Genomic DNA, 20,510 nt, shown 5'->3' with positions numbered 1-20,510 from the left:
CGGCAATTCAGACTACTTCAACAGCAGCATCTTGCGTGTCGCGTTCTGTGCGCCACTCTCGAGCTTGTAGAAGTAGACACCGCTCGACAGCGAGCTTCCATTGAACGATACCGTATGACGACCCGCGTCCATCCGGCCGAAGTTCATCACGGCAACCTCGCGGCCCAGCACGTCAAACACCCTCAATGCGGTGACATCCGCGCGCGTCAGCGTGAAGTTGATGGTCGTCGACGGGTTGAACGGATTCGGGAAGTTCTGCTCAAGGCTGAAATCGCTGATGACCGGTTCGCTCCTGTCATCTGCTGAAGAAACCAGACACGGCCAGGCTTGATAGAGCGTGTCAGGCGAACCCCAGCAGTCGACGTCCAAACGGAATGTCGGATTGCTGTCGTCTAACAGACGTTCGTGGTTCCGTGCAAACCCCGCTTCCACGTCCAATTGATTGGCGCCGTACTTGTAAATCAGCATGCGCGGGCTGCCCGCCGCAAACGTGATCGTCGCCGACCAAATGTCATCTCCCGCCACGAGGTCACCGTTCGTGCCGTTGTCATTCATCGTGTGCTCCGGCAGGAAGTTGCCCCACGGCCAGTTGTTGAAGAATCCTGCGGCCTGTATCGACTGGACAGAATAAATCGTGTCACCTGTCTGCACGTCATAAACATAGCCGACATCGGCCAAACGGCCTTCGAGCGGAGTAGTTTCGACTTGGAAGATCACATCGACATCATTGGTGATAATATCGTCCGGTGAAATGTCCGCGAAGTAAACAAGCGGCGGATTGATTTCGCCAAAGCCGTTGCCTCCCGGCGGCGGGAGAATGTCCGGTTCTTCACCCGTTGGCGTGAAGCTGCGGTTGGCGCTCGACTCCCATGTTGCGGCATCAGGATCGCCATTGTTGAGAATCACAAACTTGTACTCAACGCCAACATTGACCGGCAGTGAGCTGAACTGAATGCGTAGCGAGTAAACGCCCGGATTGCCGGTTTCTTCGAGCAGTCGAACGGCGCCGCCCCAGTTGCCGAGGTTGTTGTGAGCACCGCGCACCACAACCCAATCCGTTGTCGGTTCAAAATTTCCCGACAGCTCCTGAACCGTCATATTCACACGGAAGTTAACTTCCACATCAGCACTGGCCGACGATTCGACATTGTTGAAATAGACCACCGGCAGCACCAGTGTGGCGCCAGAAACATTGGCTGTGCGATTATCCACGGACTCCCAAACGTCCTGTCCGGGCTGCACTATTACGTATTTGAACTCGATTGAACCTTCGGGAATCTCCGAGGTAATCGTGTACAGCCCGCTGCCCGCGTGAGTCAGTTGATGAGTGTTGCCGCCCCAGCCATTGAACGTGCCGCGAACGACGACGATATCCGTCGCCGGATTAAAATTGCCCAAATCCTGCTGAACGCTCATGTTCAACTGGAACGTTACTGCGGTCGCCCAAACCGGCGCAACACTCAGAACCAGTAATGCCGCGACCATAACCAAATTCTTTAACCTAAACATTGTGGGTCCTCCTCGACCTGCTATTATGAAGAGATATGTGTAAAAGTGCGAAAAATTCATGTACTGTTGCAGCCCCGGCTGAGACATGGAGCTTGCAGTGGCAGCGCTCCCCGCTATCCTAATATACTATCCCCAGAGAGTACTTGTAAATCGCATCGAATCGTCCGAAGTCTTCGTACGTGGCATCCAGCATGAACGTCGGCCCGCCGCGAGTATTAAACTTCAGACCGAATCCCAAAGTTGCACCCTCTTCCGAGTCACGCAAAAACAGCGACCGGTACCCCGCGCGAACGAAAAACTGCTCGCGGAATGCGTACTCAGATCCGAGATTTATTGATTCGTCATTGTCGTTGGGATGCTGTGCATCCAGAGCCACAGACATCCGGTGCTTCTCATTTTGGAAAGCCTCCATCGCAAGCCCGAAGCGCATCATCAGCGGCAGCGGCCATTTGTCTGTTGCGAGGTTTGCGATCACACGGCTGTTATTGCCTTCGCGCGTCGGGTCAACGTCATAGAAGCGCACGAGGTCGCGTCCCGTCATCTGCATCTTCCCGCCGAAATTCGTAATGGCAATCCCGATTCGCATGCCGTTCAAGTCAGTTCGATAGACGCTTCCGAGATCCAAGGCTACGGTGGCGGCGGCTTCATGCCAGATCCATTCCCGTACGTACTTTCCGCTTAAGCCAAGTTTAAATCGATCCGTGAATTGTTTACCGTACGTTAATTGCAGAGCCATGCTGCCCGCGCTGTAGAAATATCCGGCACCGTCCTGCTGATGCTGTTGAGTCGTGGTCACTTCCTGATCCGGCATGGACAGCAGCGTCATCTGTGCACCAATCGCGTCGTCATTATTTAATGGCAGAACCGCGCCGACCACGTTGAATCGCAGATCCGTAAGCCAATCCGTATGCACAAACGAAGCCGAAAACTTCTCCATTCCGGCGATGCCGGCGGGATTCCAGTAAAGCGCCGTCGCATCGTCTGCCATAGCTGTGAAGGCACCACCCATGCCCAGCGCGCGTGCACCGACTGCGATGTTCAGAAACGGTGCGGCCGTAGTGCCTACCTTGCTGACTGCAAAAGCGGTCATCGTGCAGGCGCAGATCGTCAGAGCGAGTATTATAGGTTTAAACTTCTTCACTTGATCACCGCAAACCTTCCGGTCTTCTCACCGTACGGCGAGTCAACGTGATAGAGATAGACACCGTAGGACACATTCAACCCGTCTCGCGTCCGCAAGTCCCAGTTCTCCGTGCCTTCGTCTATCCCGTCATTGTGCTCGAGAATATCCACCAGCTCACCCTTCACGGTATAAATGCGGATAGTGCACCTTTCCGGCAGATGATTGAATGTGATTCGCCGTTCTCCTCGACCTTCATTAAAGGGATTCGTCGGTTCCTGCGCGGAGGCCGCGACGTATGGATTCGGATAGACCGAAATTCTGTCGAGCTTGACGGCATCAGGATTGATGCGTGCCGCTCTTGTCGTGTACTCAAAGACGTCATCGTCGGCATACGGCTGATAAAGTCTCAAGTAAAGAACGTCACCGTCTTGAGGCCGTAAAGTGTCACCGGTGGCCGCTCGTCGTCTGAAGGACGTCGTCCACGTCAGCGACGTGTCGCTCAGGAACCCGATAAACTCACCGTCGTCCACAATACCATTCCTCGTGCTCGTCACTTCGTTGAACACAAACGGCACATACTCGTTCGTATTCAAGTCCTTGACTCGGAAATTTACCGGCGTTGCGGGAATCACCACAAGATCATACCAGTTGAAGTATGCGGACGTGTCCACCACTTCGCCATACCATTCGACAGCAAACTCACCCGGCTCCGGAATTCCCGTCAGGAATCCCTGATAGAGGTTGGCAAGCGTGAAATTGAATTGATAGAGTCTTCTGGTCGTGTCCGCCCATCCCGAAGCCTGTTGAATCAACGCAATCTGACGCGGCGTGAGCATGTAGGCGCGCTGCCCGTCATACAGATCCGTTCCCGCGACACGGAAATACTGCGCGGGATCATAGCTGCCCGGCGGCAGATTGAATAGGGAATCGTAGTAGCTCATGAACCGATCTGCCTGGGGAAGCAAGTGATCCTCAGGGACAAGCAGACGACGGTTGACCAGCGTGTCCGTCTGTCCGTCTCCGACTCGCAGCACGCTGTATGTTACGAGCGAGGTATCGGGAAGCTCGTCAAACGAGAACTGATAGATACGCCCGTCAGCCACAAGTCGTGGATCAACTGTTTCAATGGCAATCGTGCCCGTCGCAGAACCGCTGACATGGTTGATCGCGGTGAATTGCGGCTCCTCATATCCCAGCGCTGGCGCTCGCGGCACGATTCTCGCCGTATTGATATCGAGTGTGACGTTGCCACTCGGATCGACGACGATAGTCTTGCTGTTCTCGGCCGGCAGAATCTCCTTCTCAACATCACCACGGTCGTAAGCGACTACGGCGTAATAATACGTCTGCCCGTTCTCGACCGTCGTATCGGTCCAGGAATGCTGCAGACCACTGTCTTCACCGAGATAATAAATCACGGAGTTGCGAATCACCGGAAAGAAGCCCGCATTACCGTTGTTCAAGTCAAACTGCGCAATCGGTTTGTGGAACACTTTGCGTCCCAATCCGTCTGTTACAGTAAAGATTTCGTTGAATGCCGGATCCGTCGCGCGGTAAATCTTGTAACCTTCAAAGTCATACCCTGTCACGGGATCAAAGGACGACTCCGCGATGTTATCCCAATAAAGAGTGACCTTGCCGTCGCGGGGCACCGCCCACAAGGTCGGCTTTTCCGGTGGACGCGCGAAGTTGTAGTTCTCGTCGTAGATCTGCTGAACCGTAATCTTGTTATCGGTGATATCCGCGAGATCCTGTCCATACAACAGAGCCATCGAAAAGCGTTCCGTCTGCCCGGGCCGCAGCGGGAAGTAGCCCGAACCATAGATGAAGTCTCCGTCCTGCGGGACACCTGACACGACATCAAACCGCCCGGGGATCATCCTGTCCCACAGTGCCTGGTCGTCGCGCATCCGCACCGCTCCCGGCGGAGAAAAATAGTCAAATGAAGTCAAACCGATCTGATCCGACTCGTCGACGTCCGTCTTATCGAAATTCGGTTCACCGTTCGTCGGACGCCCGTCGCCTTCGCCGGCGTCGCCGGTCAGCGGAACCCCGTCCGCGCCAACGTCATTGGTGAGCGGATCCCAGTCATCGTCGTTGTCAATTCCGTCATCCCGCGCTTCGTCGATCATTGGATCATTTAGTCCGCGGCCCGTGACATAATCAACATAGGCCAGATTCAAGTGATCGCTGCGCTCGTCAATCAAACCGTTCAAGTTGTCGTCAATACCGTTGCCGCCGTCCTCAACCAACTGCTGACCGGGCAAGACCACAACCTCCCGCCCGTGCACGTCATAGCGCAGCGGACCTTGCTGTGGGAACGTCGTCACCGTACGCTCATAGGTGTCATAATCAATCAGTACAATCGTCTGACCCGGCCCATACGCACGCGGCTGCAAAAACTGACCTAAAATGTCGCCGGTCAGAATCGGACTTGAAGGATCCTGACTGTCACCATCGTTGTCAATGCCGTCAAACGGATTGCCCGGCGACTCAAGAAATGCGTAGCCGACGTAGCCGACATTACGCGTCTCTGACACAGGAACCCAACCCGGCGATCCGCGGTCGTCACTATCAAAACTGTATGTGATATCATTTTCGAGATCGAAGTAGGCTAAGTCATCTTCTGAGTCCTGCCGCCCGCCCGACAGCGTTCCCACCACCATGCCGAATGCCACTTTGTCATAGGTGTGCGTACCGACATTCGTGATTTCGTAGAGCCAGAAGATGCAATCCTGAGCAAGAAAGTGCGCCCACTGCAGTCCGCGAACCGACACACGCAAACCCAATCCGCGTCTCAAGGAATCGCGATTGTGAGGATAGTAACGGTATACATTGCCGGAACTGTCCGTGCGCTCAAACCACTCAAGGTCGGCGTGGTCGTCCATTACGAAATACGTTTCCTGATCCGCATTCATGACATTCTTGCCGAAGTATCCGTTCCATGAGTTCGGCCAGCCGGGATCTGTCTCATCACGCACCCACGCCTTGTCACCAGAGAGTGAATCCGTAACGTTCTTGTCCGGCCACGTATGCGGCCACGTATACCGCTGATTGGACATTGCAACCTGCGGGTCCTGTCCGATGGTCGGCGGTGACGCAAATCCCTTGAGAGGCTCAAAGCCCCAGAAGACGCCGCCGCCCGGAGGGCCGTCCGAGTTACCTCTCGGTCCGTCTGACGTGCAGACTGCGCGCATCGTGTCACCCGAAGGGTGGATAAACTCCACGCCCACCAAAGGTGAAACGTCGCCGACGTATTCGTTGCCCGTGCCGATGGGCCACTCACCGGAAATCTCGCCGATGTTTCCCACCAGACCGTAATTGTAAAACGTCGTGCGTACCAGATTCCCGCTCATGATGTTTTTCGCGCGATACAACGTGTTCCCTCGATAGTTCAGCATCGAGTCCACTTGCGCGAAAGCCTGTGTTGCCAGAAGCATCAAGCAAAGCCCGAGCAACACACCTCTCCGTCGAAATGGTGATGCGACTCGAGAGGGCAGGGAAGAACTTGAAATATTAGTATTCATTAGAACTCGTAGCTCACGCCAACTTTGACCATCCTCGGGCGGGAGTACTTGGAGGGATCCGGATATACTTCGCTCAAGGTGTTGAATTCCGGCGCTTCGACCGCCGTGTTCTCGACAATTGTATAGCCTGCACGGCCCGTGTCGTCGTAAATGCCGTCTTCATTCTTAATGTCCAGCGCATTCAACATCGTCAGCATCAGCACCAGCTTGTGCCGCCCCACTGGAAACGATTTGAACGCACTCAAATCCACATTATAAAAGTCCGGCCTCCGCCCGTCATTTTCAAAGCCAGTGCGAATTCCGTCGTCTGTCGGCGAGTACGGCAGGCCGCTTCCATACTTGCCCAGAATCGTTGCGCCCCATCCGCGCAATCCCGGAATCGCATACGTCAGACTTGCGTTAAACGTGTGTCTGCGGTCCCAATTCAGCGGCACCAGCTGCTGCTCCGGTTCGCGCGGGTTGTTTCCCTTTAAGTCGTTGTAAGCCGACTGCGGATCGCTCGCGTTGCCCTCTGCGATTTGGTAGGTGTAATCCACAAACGCGCTGAAGTTGTTGGCCATCCGCTTGTCCATGGACAGCGTAATGCCCTTGACCTCGCCGAAGCTGCGGTTCACGTACTGCGCGTATTTGGTTCCGGAAGAGTAGGTTTCCACTATCCGGTCCGTTGCAACAAGGCTGCGAATATCACGGAAATACAGAGAAGTCGAAAGCGATACGTCCTCGTGTATCTGCTGTTGGAACCCGAACTCGTAAGTCACCGTCTCTTCCATATCGAGGTCGGGATTCCCCATCACCGTATTCAAACCCACTCCAGATTCCAATTCGTACTCCGGATTCGCATACATCCGCTCAAATGTGGGTCTTTGCACAAAGTGGCCATATGCAAAGTGGAACACACCCTTGTCGGACATCGGGTAGGCAATTCCCAATCGCGGTGAAATGCGCGCCTTCGCTTTAACCTTGTCATACCAGTAGGCTTGACGCTCTTCAAGGGTCTGGTCCGCGCGCTCCGGCAACAGCGGATTATAAATGTTCGGGTCTTTGGGATCCGACGGAACCCGTCCGTCCGGCTCGAAATAGTCCAAGCGCAATCCTGCGTTCACAATCAGGGACGGCAGTTCAAACTTGTCCTGCACGTAGGCCGCGAACTCATATGGATTGTTCTTGTAAAGATCATGTGACGGAAACGAAATCGGTTCGATCGAGAATCTGAACGTGTTTCCCGTTTCGACAGGCACAAGATTGATATCTTCGTAAAACAGTTCGTGCGCTTTGATATCAAACCCGAATTTCAGCAGATGCAGCTTGCTCGCCTGATAAGATAGATTCCCCGTGCCCTGATGCGTATTCGTCCACCGCTTGAATCGCGCGAGGTCGGTTCCCGCGATATTCAGCGTGAACGGTGGATTGATTTCCTGATATTCGGGATGCAGGTAGCGCGGATCGTTGGGATCTTCAAACAGATAATGCTGATACTTGCTCCACGTATTGGTGACGGCCAGCTCATAGAACATCGCACTGTTGAGTGCGTGGTTGAGCTTCACCATATTCGTACGGCCGTCGCGGTAGCGGCGCAGCGTCCCGTCCGGAATGTATTTCCAGTCGTGTGAGTAGTCACGATACGTGCGCCCGCTGTAGAACGTCGAGTAATTCAGCTTCATCTGATTCGACAGCGGATACGTCAGCTTCAGATTAGCCCACCGTTCAAGATTGTAATTCATCGCCGCAAACGACTCATCGCCGTCACGCGAGATGAAAGTCTGAAATCGGTCATTAGGATAGTAAACATTCCAGCGCCGTTGCCCGTATTGCCAGCCGTCATCGTCCAAATAGCGCAAGCTCCCGTAAAACGAGAGCTTGTTGATCATGGGCACCGGCCCGTAAAGCGTAAAATTATAATCTTGAATATCCATCGGCGACACGTGGTCAATGTTCATCCACAGATCGTCGTTGCTGGAAATGTAATCACCGAACTCGGTCGTCGCCGTGCCGTGAAAATCTGTCGCGCCTTCTTTGGTCACGATATTCACAATTCCCGACATCGCCTGACCGTACTCGGCGTTGAAGGTGCCGCTGATCACCTGCAGCTCCTGCACCACCTTATTGTCAATCTGCGTGCCCTGACTGTTGTCGTAGGCGTCGGTCACCGAGATGCCATCCACGAGGTACATGACTTCATTCGTCCGGCCACCGCGGAAGTGCCCGTCCACTACGCCGGCCTGAATATCCACGACCTGTCCCAGATTCGTCACAGGAAGCGCTTGAATGTCCGAAGCGCCGACCGTCGACGTCGCAAACGTGCGGTCAGCCTCTATCAACTTGCGCTCGGCCGTGATGACGACTTCACCAGTCGTAATGGCCTCTACGTTCAGAGCAAAGTTGACCGTGCTCGTCTGATCGGTGATGATTCTCAGCCCGCGCACCGTCTCCGTGCCGTAACCTATTGCAGTTACACGCACATCGACCTGACCCGGAGCGACATTCAAAATGAAAAAATCCCCGTTGATGTCAGCGGCAGCCCCTTGGGTTGTTCCCTCAATCTGAACTGCTGCGCCTATAATCGGATCGCCTGTTTCGGCGTCCGTAACTCGGCCGGCAATTTTGCCGGTCGTTCCAGCAAAAACAGCCGAGCTTATGACCATAAAAAGCCATAACCCGGCCGTTCCAACTCGGAAACTCCGATTTCCCAACCACATATGTAGTCCTCTACGCTATCCTGACGCGTACCAAAACATGGCAACTTTCCTCATTTTGAATTCGTGCCTTTAAGTTACGGTTCAGCCTAATGTTTGTCAAGTGTTTGAGTCACAAAAGCGAATTTTCACCTCTTGCAATTGTTGACCTTAGAATAAGATAAAGCACAGTATATCCTCTTTATAGCCATTCGCACGAATCAGCGAATCCACGTGCATTTCTCGCAGAACACCTCTATATTCTAATAACCTACCCTCGCCAGAGAGGCATAATCATGCTTTTACAACTTTTTCTTATACTGCTGTTCACGCTGGCTAACTTTGTCTCAGCACAGACCTTTAGTGACTTTCTCGCCCGTGTGAATTCCGCTCCCGCGCAGGATCGCCCCGCCATCGTCGACAGCTTTCTGCAGGCCGTGCCCGGATTTCCCTTTATTGAACCCACCTACCAAGTCCATTACCTGTACTTTGGCACGGCCAACACTGTGACCATCCCGGGGGATGCCAACCAATGGAATCCCTCGTCCTTCCCCATGAACCGGATTTCCGGCACGGACCTCTGGTATCACAGCCGCTACTTCGAGTCCGACGCTCGCCTTGACTACAAGTTTGTCCTCAACAACTCGAACTGGATCCTCGATCCGCGAAACCCTTATACGGTGAACGGCGGGTTCGGACCGAATTCCGAGCTGCGCATGCCCGACTTTGTCCAGCCGCCCGAGATAGAGTTCTATCCGGAAATCGCGCACGGGGCGCTTCGCGACTCGGTGTTCTTCAGCCAGCACATGGGCAACTCGCGGCGGGTGCGTATCTACGCTCCTCCGGCGTATGATCCCGATGGGGATTGCTATCCTCTATTAGTAGTGCATGACGGACTCGAATATATCTCGCTCGCGCGCACCGAACGGATTCTCGACTACCTAATCCACCATAATCAGATTCAGCCCTTGATTGCGGTGTTTGTCCCGCCTGTCAACCGCACCGAGGAGTATGCAGGAAATCTCCAAGCGAACTTTGGAAGGTTCATCACCGAGGAGCTTCTCCCGTGGGTGGACAATGAGTATAACACCTGCTCGGAATCTGCCAAGCGGGGCACCGCCGGTGCTTCCAACGGAGGGAACATCGCCCTCTGGCTGGGTGTCACCTATCCGGAGGTGTTTGGGTTGGTTGGGGCGCAGTCGTCGAACGTCCAAAGCTCAATCTCAAATACACTTGCCGCAAACGCGGACCTCGGCCTGAAGTTTTACTTGGATATCGGCTCCTACGATATTGGCGTTCTGATTCCTCTTGTGCAGAATCTTCATCAAATTCTTCAAAATCAAGGCTATCCAGTATTCTATCAGCTTCACCATGACGGCCACAGTTGGGGAAACTGGCGAGCGCACTTGGACGAATGCCTCATTTACCTTTATCCTTCCGAGACGATCGCTGATCCGCGTTCTGCCCCTATGGTTCGCAGCACACAACTTGCTCAGAACTACCCAAATCCATTTAATCCAAGCACAAAGCTATTCTTCACGCTCGAGCACCGCCAGCGTGCTCGGTTGACCGTCTTCGATCTTCAAGGTCGCACGGTTGACACGCTGGCAAATGGTGTTTTAGAGTCTGGAAACTATGAATTTGTGTTCGATGGAACAGACTTTCCATCCGGTGTTTACTTTGCCCGTCTGACAACAGGATCGGAATCTCAGACGATCAAAATGATGCTCTTGAAATAGTGTCAGGATCAGGAAAGAATTCAAGGAGGATTTGATATGTATATGTTATTTTTGGTATTGTTGATGAATCTGCCGATCTTGGCCGAGAGTCCAAAGCCGCTCCCTTATATCATACCTGTATGCTTGAGCTGCGGAGATGCACTTGGTGAAAACACCGTCACTTTAGTCCATGCGGACCGCGAGCTGAAGTTCTGCTGCCTTGAGTGTGTTTCCCCTTATGCCAAGACCCCTGACACCTTTCTGGCGAATCTGGAAGCCGAGATAGCGGCCATTCAGCGGAAAGACTATCCACTGACGACCTGCGTCGTCACCGGACGCGATCTTGGCTCCATGGGCGAACCGGTTGAACTGGTGTATGGCAACACACTTGTCAGATTCTGCTGTGCTCCTTGTATCGAGAAATTCCAGAAGGATCCAGAACAATACCTTAAAAAACTTGAGCCTAAGTAGGAAATCAGTCCAGCCGACCCGGATGTAGGATTACGAGCCAAGTCAAGAGAAGAAAATTCCAAAATTCCCAATTTCGAATTTTCAGAAAATCCCCCTCATGACCGAGTGCTCTCTCCTCATACACTTCTTACAAATTACTCGTAATCTTAGCTGTTCCTGAATGCAAAGTTTCAAATCAGAGAGCCGCAAGATGACTAATTCCATATTGCTCGTGGAAGACGAGCAGGATATACGCGAACTGCTGGAGTATAACCTCGCGCGCGACGGTTTCACCGTCAATGCGGTAGAGACCGGCGAGCAAGCTTTATCGTCGGTTGGAGCCATGCCCCCCGACCTGATTCTGTTAGACTTGATGCTGCCCGGTATCGATGGCCTGCAGGTTTGCCGCAGACTGAAGTCCGACGGCGCGACCGCAAATATCCCGATCGTTATGTTGACCGCCAAGGGCGAAGAGTCAGATATCATCACCGGATTGGAGCTTGGTGCGGATGACTATATCACCAAACCCTTCAGCCCCAAAGTAGTCGTCGCCCGCGCGCGAGCAGTGTTGCGTCGTCGCGCTGAGTCCATGCACGGGGAAGATGAAGTATTGAATTTCAATGAGTTAAGCCTGCACCCGGGTCGCCACGAAGTCCTCGTGAATGGGCACAAAGTCGAACTTACCAATTCCGAATTTCGTATCTTGCACCATATGGCGCGCCGCCCGGGCTGGGTGTTCACCCGCTACCAACTGGTGGATGCCGTCCACGGTGAGAAGTATGCCGTGTCCGACCGGTCCGTAGATGTCATGATTGTCGGACTGCGCCGCAAGCTCGGCGACAGTGGCCATCACATCGAAACGGTGCGCGGCGTTGGTTATCGCTTCCGCCCTTGAAAGCATTGTTCAGGTCCGCAACTCACGCTTGAACTTCGCCTCGCCCGCCTCGCGCGAATTCCGATTCGTAACAGGCGTTCACCAACTCTATGGCTCGACTAAAGCCGCTATTCAGCAGACTTTTCTTACCTTACGTCGCCGTTTCGCTTGGGACGGTTTCGCTGTTGCTTGCAGTGATCGGAACTGCCTACCGCAATGCAGAGCTTGACCATATCGAAGAGAGTCTGACCGATCGCGTGCGGATGGTCCTTCCGCTCCTCCCGCAAGATTTCCAACAAACGGATATTCTAACGTTAGATAGCCTGCTTCGGAGCAATGCCGAAGCAGGTTCTTTTCGTCTGACTCTGACGGACGCTTCGGGCACTGTCCTCGCCGAGACAGATACCATCAGAACCGCCATGCCCGGCCAGCAGAATAGGCCGGAGATGCTCAGCGCCTTGATTGGCAGGACCGGCACCGCCCTGCGCCGTGACCATGTCTTCGACAACACCTACTCCTTTGTGGCGATTCCCATCATGGCGGGCGGTGAAGTGGTCGGCGTGCTGCGCGGGGCCAAGCAAGTCAAAGCGTCAAGGTGGGATTTTCTGACTCGCACGGCAGGATTGGTAGGGTTCTCGATTTTCCTGATTGGTTTCGGCGTCGCGCTGATTTTCGTCATTGTGCGTCGCGTCAGCAAACCCCTCAAAGAGCTGCAGGAAGGAGCCGACCAGTTCGCACAAGGCAAATTGGAAGCGCGGCTCGATGAACCGGACACATCCGAATTAGCAGCTCTGGCCCGCGCCCTGAACTACATGGCCGCACAACTCAATGACCGGATAAGGGCGATCGAGCAGCAGCGCGAAGAGCAGGAAGCCGTGCTTTCATCCATGCTCGAAGGTGTGCTCGCCGTTGACCGCGACGCTCAAATCATCATGATGAACGCCGGCGCTGCCCGACTTTTCGACACGGATGCAGAAAAGTCCAAAGGACGCGCGCTGGAAGAGGCGATTCGCAACACGGACATTCAAGCCTTCGTGCGCCTGACACTGGCTGCCGAGCAGCCCGTCGAACGGGAATTTATTCGCTACGATAATCAGGAACGCATATTACTGCTGCGTGGAACTCCGATTCTGGTTGCCGGTGAGCTGTTTGGTGTCGTCGTGGTCATCAATGACGTCACGCAGATGCGTCGGCTGGAAGCGGCGCGTCGCGATTTCGTGGCGAACGCCAGTCATGAGTTGAAAACTCCCGTCACCGCCATCTGCGGCTCCATCGAAACACTGCGCGAAGGCGCACTGGATAATCCCGCCGATGCTGCCCGATTTCTGGACATCATCGCGCGGCAGGCGGACTACCTGCAAGCCATCATTGAAGACCTCCTGAGTCTTGCCCGCATCGAGCAGGCAACCGAGCACAAACAGCTCGCCGTTGAACAACAGCCGATTGCCGGAATCCTGCAGGATGCCATCGAAGCCACTTCAACCATTGCCGAAGCACGCGGACAGCGCGTTTCAATGGACTGTCCCGCAGACCTTCTTGCAGAGGTCAACGGATTTCTGGTGCGGCAAGCCGTCGTGAATCTGCTCGACAATGCCTGCAAGTATAGCCCCGAAGGCACCGAAATCAATGTCCGCGCTCACCGCGAGGGCCAGAGTGTGTTGATTGCGGTGCAGGATCGTGGTCCGGGCATCGCCGAGAAGCATCTGTCGCGCATCTTCGAACGATTCTACCGTGTCGAGGCCTCACGCAATCGCAAATTCGGCGGAACGGGACTCGGTTTAGCCATTGTGAAACATGCCGCCTTAGCCCACGGCGGTTCTGCAGAAGTAGACACTCAGCTCGGCCGCGGCAGCACGTTCTTCATCAGGCTTCCGCTGAAACGCGCCTCATAAAGCCTCTGTGTGCGCTTGTCACTAACCTCAGCCGCTCGTTCAACAGTCTGCACTTGCCCAATTGAACGCAATGTGATATATTACTCATGCATACCTTGGAAATATGACGGATAACCCAAACAGTTTGAGGTGTCACATGCGTAATTGGATGAAATTTTTTGTTATATCTGCTGTGCTGATTCCACTTTTTGCATCCGCACAGTTCCGTGATCTCGGATTGGAAGGCTATCTCGGCGGCGGTATCGCCAGCCCCACCAATGAATCTGAAGGCGCAATTTTCGGTTTGAACGTCCGCCATAGCTTCGCCTATCCCATCGCAGACCCGCTGCAAGTGGAGCTGGGTATTGCCTTTGCCCGTCTGCGCGCCGAAGAGTATAACGGCGACATCATGCCGATCGATTTGCGTCTTCGCTTCGCGCCGATCAAGCAGCAGAAGTGGTTCCCCTTCGTGTATGCCGGCATCGGTCTGCTCCATCATGACGTGCAGGATGTTCCGAGCAAAGCCGACCCCGATGCCGAAGTCGACGGCTGGAATCCTGTGGTTCCGCTCGGCCTCGGAATCCAGTATCATCTCGACGAATATCTTTCGTTCGATCTGCACGGCGGTTACAGCATGATCATGTCCGATGACATCAATCCGGTCTATGACGACACGGACGATGCCTACATGAGCATCCTCGCTGGTCTCCGCGTGCATCGCGGCAATCCCAACAAGGACACCGACGGCGACGGCATCCCCGACCGCGAAGAGCGCAAGATTGGAACGGATCCCAAGAATCCTGATACCGACGGCGACGGACTCTCCGACGGCGAAGAGTATTACACCTACCGCACCGACCCGCGCAATGCGGATACGGACGGCGACGGCTTGACGGATGGAGCGGAAGTCAAGACTCACAAGACCGACCCGCTGAAAGCCGACACCGACGGTGACGGACTCTCCGACGGCGAAGAAGTCAACACCTACACTACCGATCCGCTGAAGGCCGATACCGATGGTGACGGCTTGAATGATGGTCAGGAAATCAACACCACTGGAACCGATCCGAAGCGTGCCGACAGCGACGGCGACGGCCTGAATGACGGCGACGAAGTCAACAAGCATAAGACCAATCCGCTTGACCGCGATACCGACAAGGGCAGCGTGGACGATGGGACAGAAGTCGCTCGTCGCACCGACCCGTTGAATCCCGACGACGACATTGAGAAGCTGGTCGTCACAGAAGTCGGTCAGGCGATTACGCTCGAAGGCATTGTCTTTGAAACCGCGAAGTCCGACATCAAGCCCGAATCGGAACAGATACTGAACAAGGCGTTGAACACGCTGACCTTCTATCCCGATCTGGAAGTTCAGATTCAGGGACACACGGACAGCCGCGGCGGCAAGGCCTACAATCAGAAGCTGTCGCAGCAACGTGCGGAAGCCGTGAAGGCTTGGCTTGTTGCCAAGGGCATTGATGCCGCTCGCATCACCACCAAGGGCTTCGGTCCCGACAAGCCCGTGGCGACCAACGACACCGAAGAAGGTCGTCAGATGAATCGCCGCATCGATTTCGTGCGCACCAAGTAGCACGACCTGCTATCAAAGGCAAGCGGCCCGCATTTCTGCGGGCCGCTTCTCGTTATCTCTATCTCACGCGCTCGGGCGCGGTCACTTGCCTTTTGAATTGGTCGGGTTAATCAGCAGTCCGCGTCTCAGAATTGTGCCGACGGTAGTGGTCCATTCCTTCCATACCGAAGCATCTTGAATATCCCGCTCGTCAATCATCGAAATCAGCGGCGCGAGGTAAATTACACTGTAACCGATAATCAGCAATAACTCCCGCACAGCATCCGGCGGCAAATCGATGGCTTTGCCTGCAGCAACGGCGTCGCGATAAATAGACGTGAACTTATGCCCGGCATTGAGCGGCCCGTGCTCGGACACTTCGCGCAGTACGCGCCTCAGATTTTCCCCGCCATCCGCGATTTCCCTGCGTAAGAGCGACGCCCATTGCGGGTTGTCATGCAGGACGTTCATGACGCGCAATGGCGAACCGATGAGCACGTCTTCCAGCGTCATCTGATCCGGCTCCGGGCCGAAGATGACCCCCAGCATTGCGGTGCCTTCATGTTTCAACACCGCTTCGTAAAGCTCTTCCTTGCTTCCGTAGTAGTAATTGATCATCACCTGCCGGACTCCGGCGGCGCTGGCGATTGCTCTCGTACTTGCCTTCTTGTAGCCCAGCTCTGAGAACAACCGCGTGGCTTCAACGAAGATCTTCCCTTTTGCTGTCGTTGGATCCGGCGACATTTGCGGATTGAACTTCCGAGTTCCCGGTCCTTTTGCAGAGCGCGGGGCCTGTGGCTTGGCCATCGGTTTCGTGGCTCTCTTCTTCTGGCTGGTCTTCACTTTTGAAACGGTCATAATCAAACGGTCCTCGTGCACGGCGAAAGTTGCTGAGAAAAGTGTGAAAAATATTTCACACTTTCAGTCCAAAATATACCCCGCTTGGGGTTAGGATGCAACGCAATGGGCGGCATTATCCTGCATAATAATCCGATAAGAGGACCCGCTTTTCCTTTAGCTGACTCGGACGGATACCCACCTATAACTTATTATTGCCCAAATGTTTACAACATTTTTACGAAATAGACTTGACTTTTTGTAAATATTGTATTATATTAAACACCAAGAACGGCCTGAAAGCTCCTCTCTACGATTCAGCTTTCCTCCGCCGTTCGCGTCCTCAGTTTGCCTCTTCCTCCAGCAGTCTCCTCTGTCCGTCCAGTGTGCGGATCTTCGCCACATCCTGCACCACTTCCAGCGATCCTCGATACGCCCCGTTGGCATCCCGAATTGCAAAATAGCGGATATGCACGAACATCTCGCCGAGCGGAATCCAGAATTCCGCCACGTTGCGCTTGCCGCTTCTGAACTCCGCGAGGATCTGATTCACTAAGTGCACGCTCTTCGGCGGGTGACAATTCTGCACCTTGCGTCCGATGGCATCCGGTGTCCGTGCAAAAATCTTGTGCTGCTGATTGGAGTAGTAGCGCACCGTGTCGTGCTCATCCACATACGAGAGTTCAACCGGCAGGTGTGTCAGAATCAGATTCACCTGTTCCAACGTCAGCGCGCCCACGTTCATCTCCAGCAATCCGCTCTCCGCGGCTTTGGCTCCGCCGATTTTCCCCACATGCGCATGTTGCCACTCCGTGCCGGGAATAAACGCCTGCATATAGCCGATTTCGTGCTCGCTGCGTTTGATGGCAATCCAATCCTCTTCCTTTAGCAGCTTCAGCGCGGTCGGCAGCAGAATGGACTCCTCCTTCTGAATCATGCTCGATACCGCTTGCAACAGCGGCGGCAGATTCGCCGCAATGAAATCACTATCCTGATTGGAGTAGGCTTCGCGCACGGATTTCAAGTACGCTCGAATGTCGTCATGCGTCGCCCACATTACTGTGGAAGGTCCTGTGAATCCGTAGCGTTCGAGATACGAAAACAGCTGATGCTCTTTGCGCAGATAGTGTTTGTCGATCTCAGAGAGCTTCTCCAGATACGTGCCGAGTTCCTTCCACGCCTCAGGGTGCTTATCGCGCGTAGGTTTCCCTTCAGCAGCCAATAGAATTGCCCGCAGGTGAGTGGCTGTAAGCTCCAGCAGCCGGTTTTCCGAGACGAACGTATGCACCGGATGTCCCGCCGGAACATCCAGCGGTGTCTTCTTCAGCGACGGATTCACAACTTGCAAATGCACGTCGCACATCCGCTTGATATCAGACACCGGAACTCCCTCGCGAATCAAATGCTGCTCCATTTCGGCAATCTCGCCCGGGGATGATTCCCGAACTAATGCCGCAAACTCACGCTCCGCCTCTCCAACATTGCCCCCGTCATGCAGCTTTGCCATGATTCTGCGAAACGCATCCAGGCGTTCGGGACTGACACCTTGTTCCGCCGGCAAATCACTTAACACCACCCGCCCCGTCTTCGCCTGAATCGTTCCGGCGATGAATCTTATCAATTCTTCAAGTCTGACACCTCCGCGCATCGCGGCAATCTCAAGCGTCGCCTGACTGGCCATCATCTGCCGCATGTGCGGGTCGCGCAAGGCCATATAATGCGGATTGAAGTTCCCCAGTTCTTCAATCAGGAATGGAAAAGCCTCTATCAAATCACCAACTTTGGTTGCGGGAGTCAATCGAAACATATTGAAATCTTTAGACATTACAAACACTCAACAGAAATAGATTTTGTTATCCAGAACTTAGTGAAACTCTTCACGTAACGCAAGAGACAAAGTTACAGACTTTGAAAACAAAAGGGCGGCCCCCCGCGAGCCGCCCTCAGAAACTACCACACGTCCAGCTTAGGCTTCCGGGCGGTTGAATTCGAGATCCAGCGTTATCTTGACATTCTCACCGGCCACCAATCCACCGGAGTCAATCTTGTTATCCCAGCTGACGCCGAAGTCAAAACGGTTGATGGTCGTTGTGGCCGTGCCGCCGACGGCATACATGCCCCACGGCGTCTTGATTTCTTCATTGAATCCTTCAACATCAAACGTCACTTCCTTGGTGACGCCGCGAATCGTCAGGTCGCCCGTCAGCTTGGCCTTGCCCGGCGCGATTTGCTCGGCCTTCTTCGAGACGAAGGTCATGGTCGGATGATTTTCGGCGTCAAAGAAGTCCCCGGTCTTCAAGTGACCATCGCGCTTTTCGTTATCCGTATTAACGGATGCGATCTGCACGGTGAAATTCGTCTTAAGTGTTGACAGATCCTTGGGGTCGAAACTCGCGGAGCCGTCAAAGTCCGTAAATTGACCGCGCACTGTGGCGACAACCAGATGCTTCACGGAGAAATTGACGGACGAGTGGGACTTGTCAAGGTTCCAGTCTGCGGCAAGGGCCGAAGAACCGGCGACAAAAACGGTCAAGAGCAGCAATCGAATCAGTTTCATAAGTGTGGTCTCCCTCTTAGAGGTGTTTTGAGTTGTTTATGGTTCGTCTATGCAATGCGTCTATTCTTGTGCGGCGGACAGCCCGACCTGTTTCAGATACTCGGCCATCTTCTCTTGCTCGAAAGGTGACAGGACAACCATCGAATGGGTGATGACCTTGACAATCTCGGGAAACACCTTCTGAATGTAGGCTTCGCCGTCTTTGGTCAACCTCACCCAGACGAAGCGGCGGTCATCGGTGCTCCGCTCACGGGTAATCAGCCCGCGCTTCTCCAGATTGTCCACTACCAGCGTAATATTCCCGCTGCTCTTCAGGAGCTTCTGCCCAAGTTCGTTCTGGTGCAGCTCTCCCAAGTGCATCAGGGCCTCAAGGATCCCGAACTGGCTGATTGTCAGGTTGTGCGCCGACAGCGCCCGAGTAACCCGCGCGGTCACCGAGTCGGCTGCCCGCATGAGCTTAATGTATGCGTCCAGCGCTCTCACTTCTGACGCGCTGCCCTGATGTTTGGTTCCCATATTCCTCCGATATTAATTTGTTAAACACTAAAATAATAAATTTTATCTATCCTGCAAGGGGAGTATGAAAGATTAAAAAACAAAGAGATAGAAAAATCTATCTCTTTGGGGATTTCCGATGAAGTGAAAGTGGGTCTGTTGAATGTTAAGAGGTCATGCCTCTCCGTTTGATATCAATCTATTTTCCTGCCTCTTTGAGGAGGCCAGCCTCAAGCTCGGCCAGTTTGGGCTGCCCGCACAAAGCCAGGGTGACTTTCAGCTCGGTCAGCAGCAGGTCAAGGCAACGCCGAATTCCGGCGGCGCCATGCGCCGCTAAAGCCCAGATATAGGGACGGCCCAGCATGACAGCCGCCGCGCCGCTTGCCATAGCCTTGAAAATATCCGTTCCGCGCCGGATCCCGCCATCCAAAATCACCGGAAGTCGTCCGGCCACTCGCTCAACAATTGCGGGCAGGGCTTCAAAAGCCGCCGGAGCTGTATCCAGATTGCGCGCGCCGTGATTACTGACGATGATTCCAGCTGCGCCGGAACTTGCGGCAAGCTCCGCATCCTCAGGATGGAGGATGCCCTTCAATATCACCGGAACACGTGCGACAGAGGCCATCCACTCAACGTCCGCCCACGACAGGGCCGGATTGACCAGCGGGTAGTAGATTCCCTGCAGATCGGTGCCGTGACCTTTGACCAGCAGTTCGGGCGGCAGGTCGCGCAGCATCGCGCGGTCAAGTCCGTCGGGAAGTTGGAACTTTGCCCGCGTTTCGCGGATACGCAGACCAAGCACCGGAGTGTCCACAGTGATGACCAGCGCTTGCACTCCGGCCTGCTGGACGCGCTCGATCAGTTCGCGGGTGAAGCCGCGGTCGCGCTGCACGTAAAGTTGATACCAGAGTTTTGCGTCGGGGGCAGCTTGAGCGATCTCTTCGATCGTCGTGTTGGTCATCGTGCTGATGCAGTAGACGCTCGATGAAAGCGCCGCACCGCGCACGGTTTCGCATTCACCTTCCGGATGAAACAGCTTGTGATAGGCAATCGGGGCAAGGAGAATCGGGTGGGGGAGAGTGTCGCCGAAGAGCGGGACATCAGTCTCGATATGCGAGACATCGCGCAGCACGCGCGGCAGGAGTTCGACACGATTAAACGCATCGACGTTCCATTTTAATGTGAGTTCGTCACCTGCCGCACTTTCGAGATATTCCCACGCCATGTGGGGAAGTTTTGCTTTGGCCTGCGCCGCGAAGTCGGTGACGCGTAAGACAGAATCCATAATACTAAATGTTGTTTGATTG

Annotated in this window: 14 protein-coding genes; 5 read left to right on the top strand and 9 right to left on the bottom strand. The window is 54.3% G+C overall.

All coding sequences use genetic code 11. The features are described 5' to 3' along the window. Positions 1-12: 12 nt before the first annotated feature. The 4 genes from KJZ99_10615 to KJZ99_10600 form a co-directional block, all read right to left on the bottom strand. A complete protein-coding gene (locus KJZ99_10615; protein ID MCL4306359.1) occupies positions 13-1,509 on the bottom strand; it encodes a T9SS type A sorting domain-containing protein in 1,497 nt (498 codons plus the stop codon). Positions 1,510-1,627: 118 nt separating this feature from the next. Next, a complete protein-coding gene (locus KJZ99_10610; protein ID MCL4306358.1) occupies positions 1,628-2,650 on the bottom strand; it encodes a UPF0164 family protein in 1,023 nt (340 codons plus the stop codon). Further along, on the bottom strand, positions 2,647-6,093 hold the full coding sequence (locus tag KJZ99_10605) for a hypothetical protein (GenBank protein ID MCL4306357.1): 3,447 nt from the start codon (positions 6,091-6,093) through the stop codon (positions 2,647-2,649). Before KJZ99_10605 ends, KJZ99_10610 begins: the two co-directional genes overlap by 4 nt. Positions 6,094-6,158: 65 nt before the next feature. Continuing rightward, on the bottom strand, positions 6,159-8,801 hold the full coding sequence (locus KJZ99_10600) for a carboxypeptidase-like regulatory domain-containing protein (protein MCL4306356.1): 2,643 nt from the start codon (positions 8,799-8,801) through the stop codon (positions 6,159-6,161). 326 nt (positions 8,802-9,127) lie between these two features. Here KJZ99_10600 and KJZ99_10595 point away from each other — a divergent pair, with 326 nt between their 5' ends. The 5 genes from KJZ99_10595 (at position 9,128) to KJZ99_10575 (ending at position 15,335) form a co-directional block, all read left to right on the top strand. Next, positions 9,128-10,570 carry a T9SS type A sorting domain-containing protein gene (locus KJZ99_10595; protein MCL4306355.1) on the top strand — a complete coding sequence of 481 codons (1,443 nt, stop codon included), beginning with the start codon at positions 9,128-9,130 and terminating at the stop codon, positions 10,568-10,570. A gap of 42 nt (positions 10,571-10,612) precedes the next feature. Then, complete coding sequence (locus KJZ99_10590; GenBank protein ID MCL4306354.1) at positions 10,613-11,020, top strand: hypothetical protein; 408 nt, start codon at positions 10,613-10,615, stop codon at positions 11,018-11,020. Positions 11,021-11,210: 190 nt separating this feature from the next. Beyond that, positions 11,211-11,894, top strand: a complete 684-nt coding sequence (locus KJZ99_10585; GenBank protein MCL4306353.1) for a response regulator — start codon at positions 11,211-11,213, stop codon at positions 11,892-11,894. A gap of 89 nt (positions 11,895-11,983) precedes the next feature. Next, positions 11,984-13,765 carry a HAMP domain-containing protein gene (locus tag KJZ99_10580; GenBank protein ID MCL4306352.1) on the top strand — a complete coding sequence of 594 codons (1,782 nt, stop codon included), beginning with the start codon at positions 11,984-11,986 and terminating at the stop codon, positions 13,763-13,765. Between the two features lie 148 nt (positions 13,766-13,913). Beyond that, complete coding sequence (locus tag KJZ99_10575) at positions 13,914-15,335, top strand: OmpA family protein (protein MCL4306351.1); 1,422 nt, start codon at positions 13,914-13,916, stop codon at positions 15,333-15,335. A gap of 81 nt (positions 15,336-15,416) precedes the next feature. Here KJZ99_10575 and KJZ99_10570 read toward each other — a convergent pair whose 3' ends face one another. The 5 genes from KJZ99_10570 to KJZ99_10550 form a co-directional block, all read right to left on the bottom strand. After that, positions 15,417-16,121 carry a TetR/AcrR family transcriptional regulator gene (locus tag KJZ99_10570; protein MCL4306350.1) on the bottom strand — a complete coding sequence of 235 codons (705 nt, stop codon included), beginning with the start codon at positions 16,119-16,121 and terminating at the stop codon, positions 15,417-15,419. Between the two features lie 373 nt (positions 16,122-16,494). Beyond that, complete coding sequence (locus KJZ99_10565; GenBank protein MCL4306349.1) at positions 16,495-17,976, bottom strand: DUF438 domain-containing protein; 1,482 nt, start codon at positions 17,974-17,976, stop codon at positions 16,495-16,497. 141 nt (positions 17,977-18,117) lie between these two features. After that, entirely contained in the window at positions 18,118-18,708 is a 591-nt protein-coding gene (locus tag KJZ99_10560; protein ID MCL4306348.1) for a YceI family protein, read from the bottom strand. A 60-nt stretch (positions 18,709-18,768) separates the two neighbouring features. After that, the gene (locus KJZ99_10555) at positions 18,769-19,224 is read right to left on the bottom strand and encodes a MarR family transcriptional regulator (protein ID MCL4306347.1); all 456 of its coding nucleotides are present in this window, start codon (positions 19,222-19,224) and stop codon (positions 18,769-18,771) included. Positions 19,225-19,402: 178 nt separating this feature from the next. After that, the gene (locus KJZ99_10550) at positions 19,403-20,488 is read right to left on the bottom strand and encodes an alpha-hydroxy-acid oxidizing protein (protein ID MCL4306346.1); all 1,086 of its coding nucleotides are present in this window, start codon (positions 20,486-20,488) and stop codon (positions 19,403-19,405) included. Positions 20,489-20,510 lie beyond the last annotated feature (22 nt).

This window comes from bacterium (assembly GCA_023382385.1).
In the GTDB taxonomy this organism is placed as follows: Bacteria; Electryoneota; RPQS01; order RPQS01; family RPQS01; genus JABWCQ01.
Note: the sequence above shows the minus strand (reverse complement) of the source record. Positions and strands in the feature narration are given on the sequence as shown.

Bases quoted from the DNA above. Each gene is read 5' to 3' on its own strand.
- KJZ99_10585 (MCL4306353.1), top strand. From the start codon at position 11,211: ATGACTAATTCCATATTGCTCGTGGAAGACGAGCAGGATATACGCGAA.
- KJZ99_10615 (MCL4306359.1), bottom strand. From the start codon at position 1,509: ATGTTTAGGTTAAAGAATTTGGTTATGGTCGCGGCATTACTGGTTCTG.
- KJZ99_10590 (MCL4306354.1), top strand. From the start codon at position 10,613: ATGTTATTTTTGGTATTGTTGATGAATCTGCCGATCTTGGCCGAGAGT.
- KJZ99_10595 (MCL4306355.1), top strand. From the start codon at position 9,128: ATGCTTTTACAACTTTTTCTTATACTGCTGTTCACGCTGGCTAACTTT.
- KJZ99_10565 (MCL4306349.1), bottom strand. From the start codon at position 17,976: ATGTCTAAAGATTTCAATATGTTTCGATTGACTCCCGCAACCAAAGTT.
- KJZ99_10570 (MCL4306350.1), bottom strand. From the start codon at position 16,121: ATGGCCAAGCCACAGGCCCCGCGCTCTGCAAAAGGACCGGGAACTCGG.
- KJZ99_10575 (MCL4306351.1), top strand. From the start codon at position 13,914: ATGAAATTTTTTGTTATATCTGCTGTGCTGATTCCACTTTTTGCATCC.
- KJZ99_10560 (MCL4306348.1), bottom strand. From the start codon at position 18,708: ATGAAACTGATTCGATTGCTGCTCTTGACCGTTTTTGTCGCCGGTTCT.
- KJZ99_10600 (MCL4306356.1), bottom strand. From the start codon at position 8,801: ATGGTCATAAGCTCGGCTGTTTTTGCTGGAACGACCGGCAAAATTGCC.
- KJZ99_10580 (MCL4306352.1), top strand. From the start codon at position 11,984: ATGGCTCGACTAAAGCCGCTATTCAGCAGACTTTTCTTACCTTACGTC.
- KJZ99_10555 (MCL4306347.1), bottom strand. From the start codon at position 19,224: ATGGGAACCAAACATCAGGGCAGCGCGTCAGAAGTGAGAGCGCTGGAC.
- KJZ99_10550 (MCL4306346.1), bottom strand. From the start codon at position 20,488: ATGGATTCTGTCTTACGCGTCACCGACTTCGCGGCGCAGGCCAAAGCA.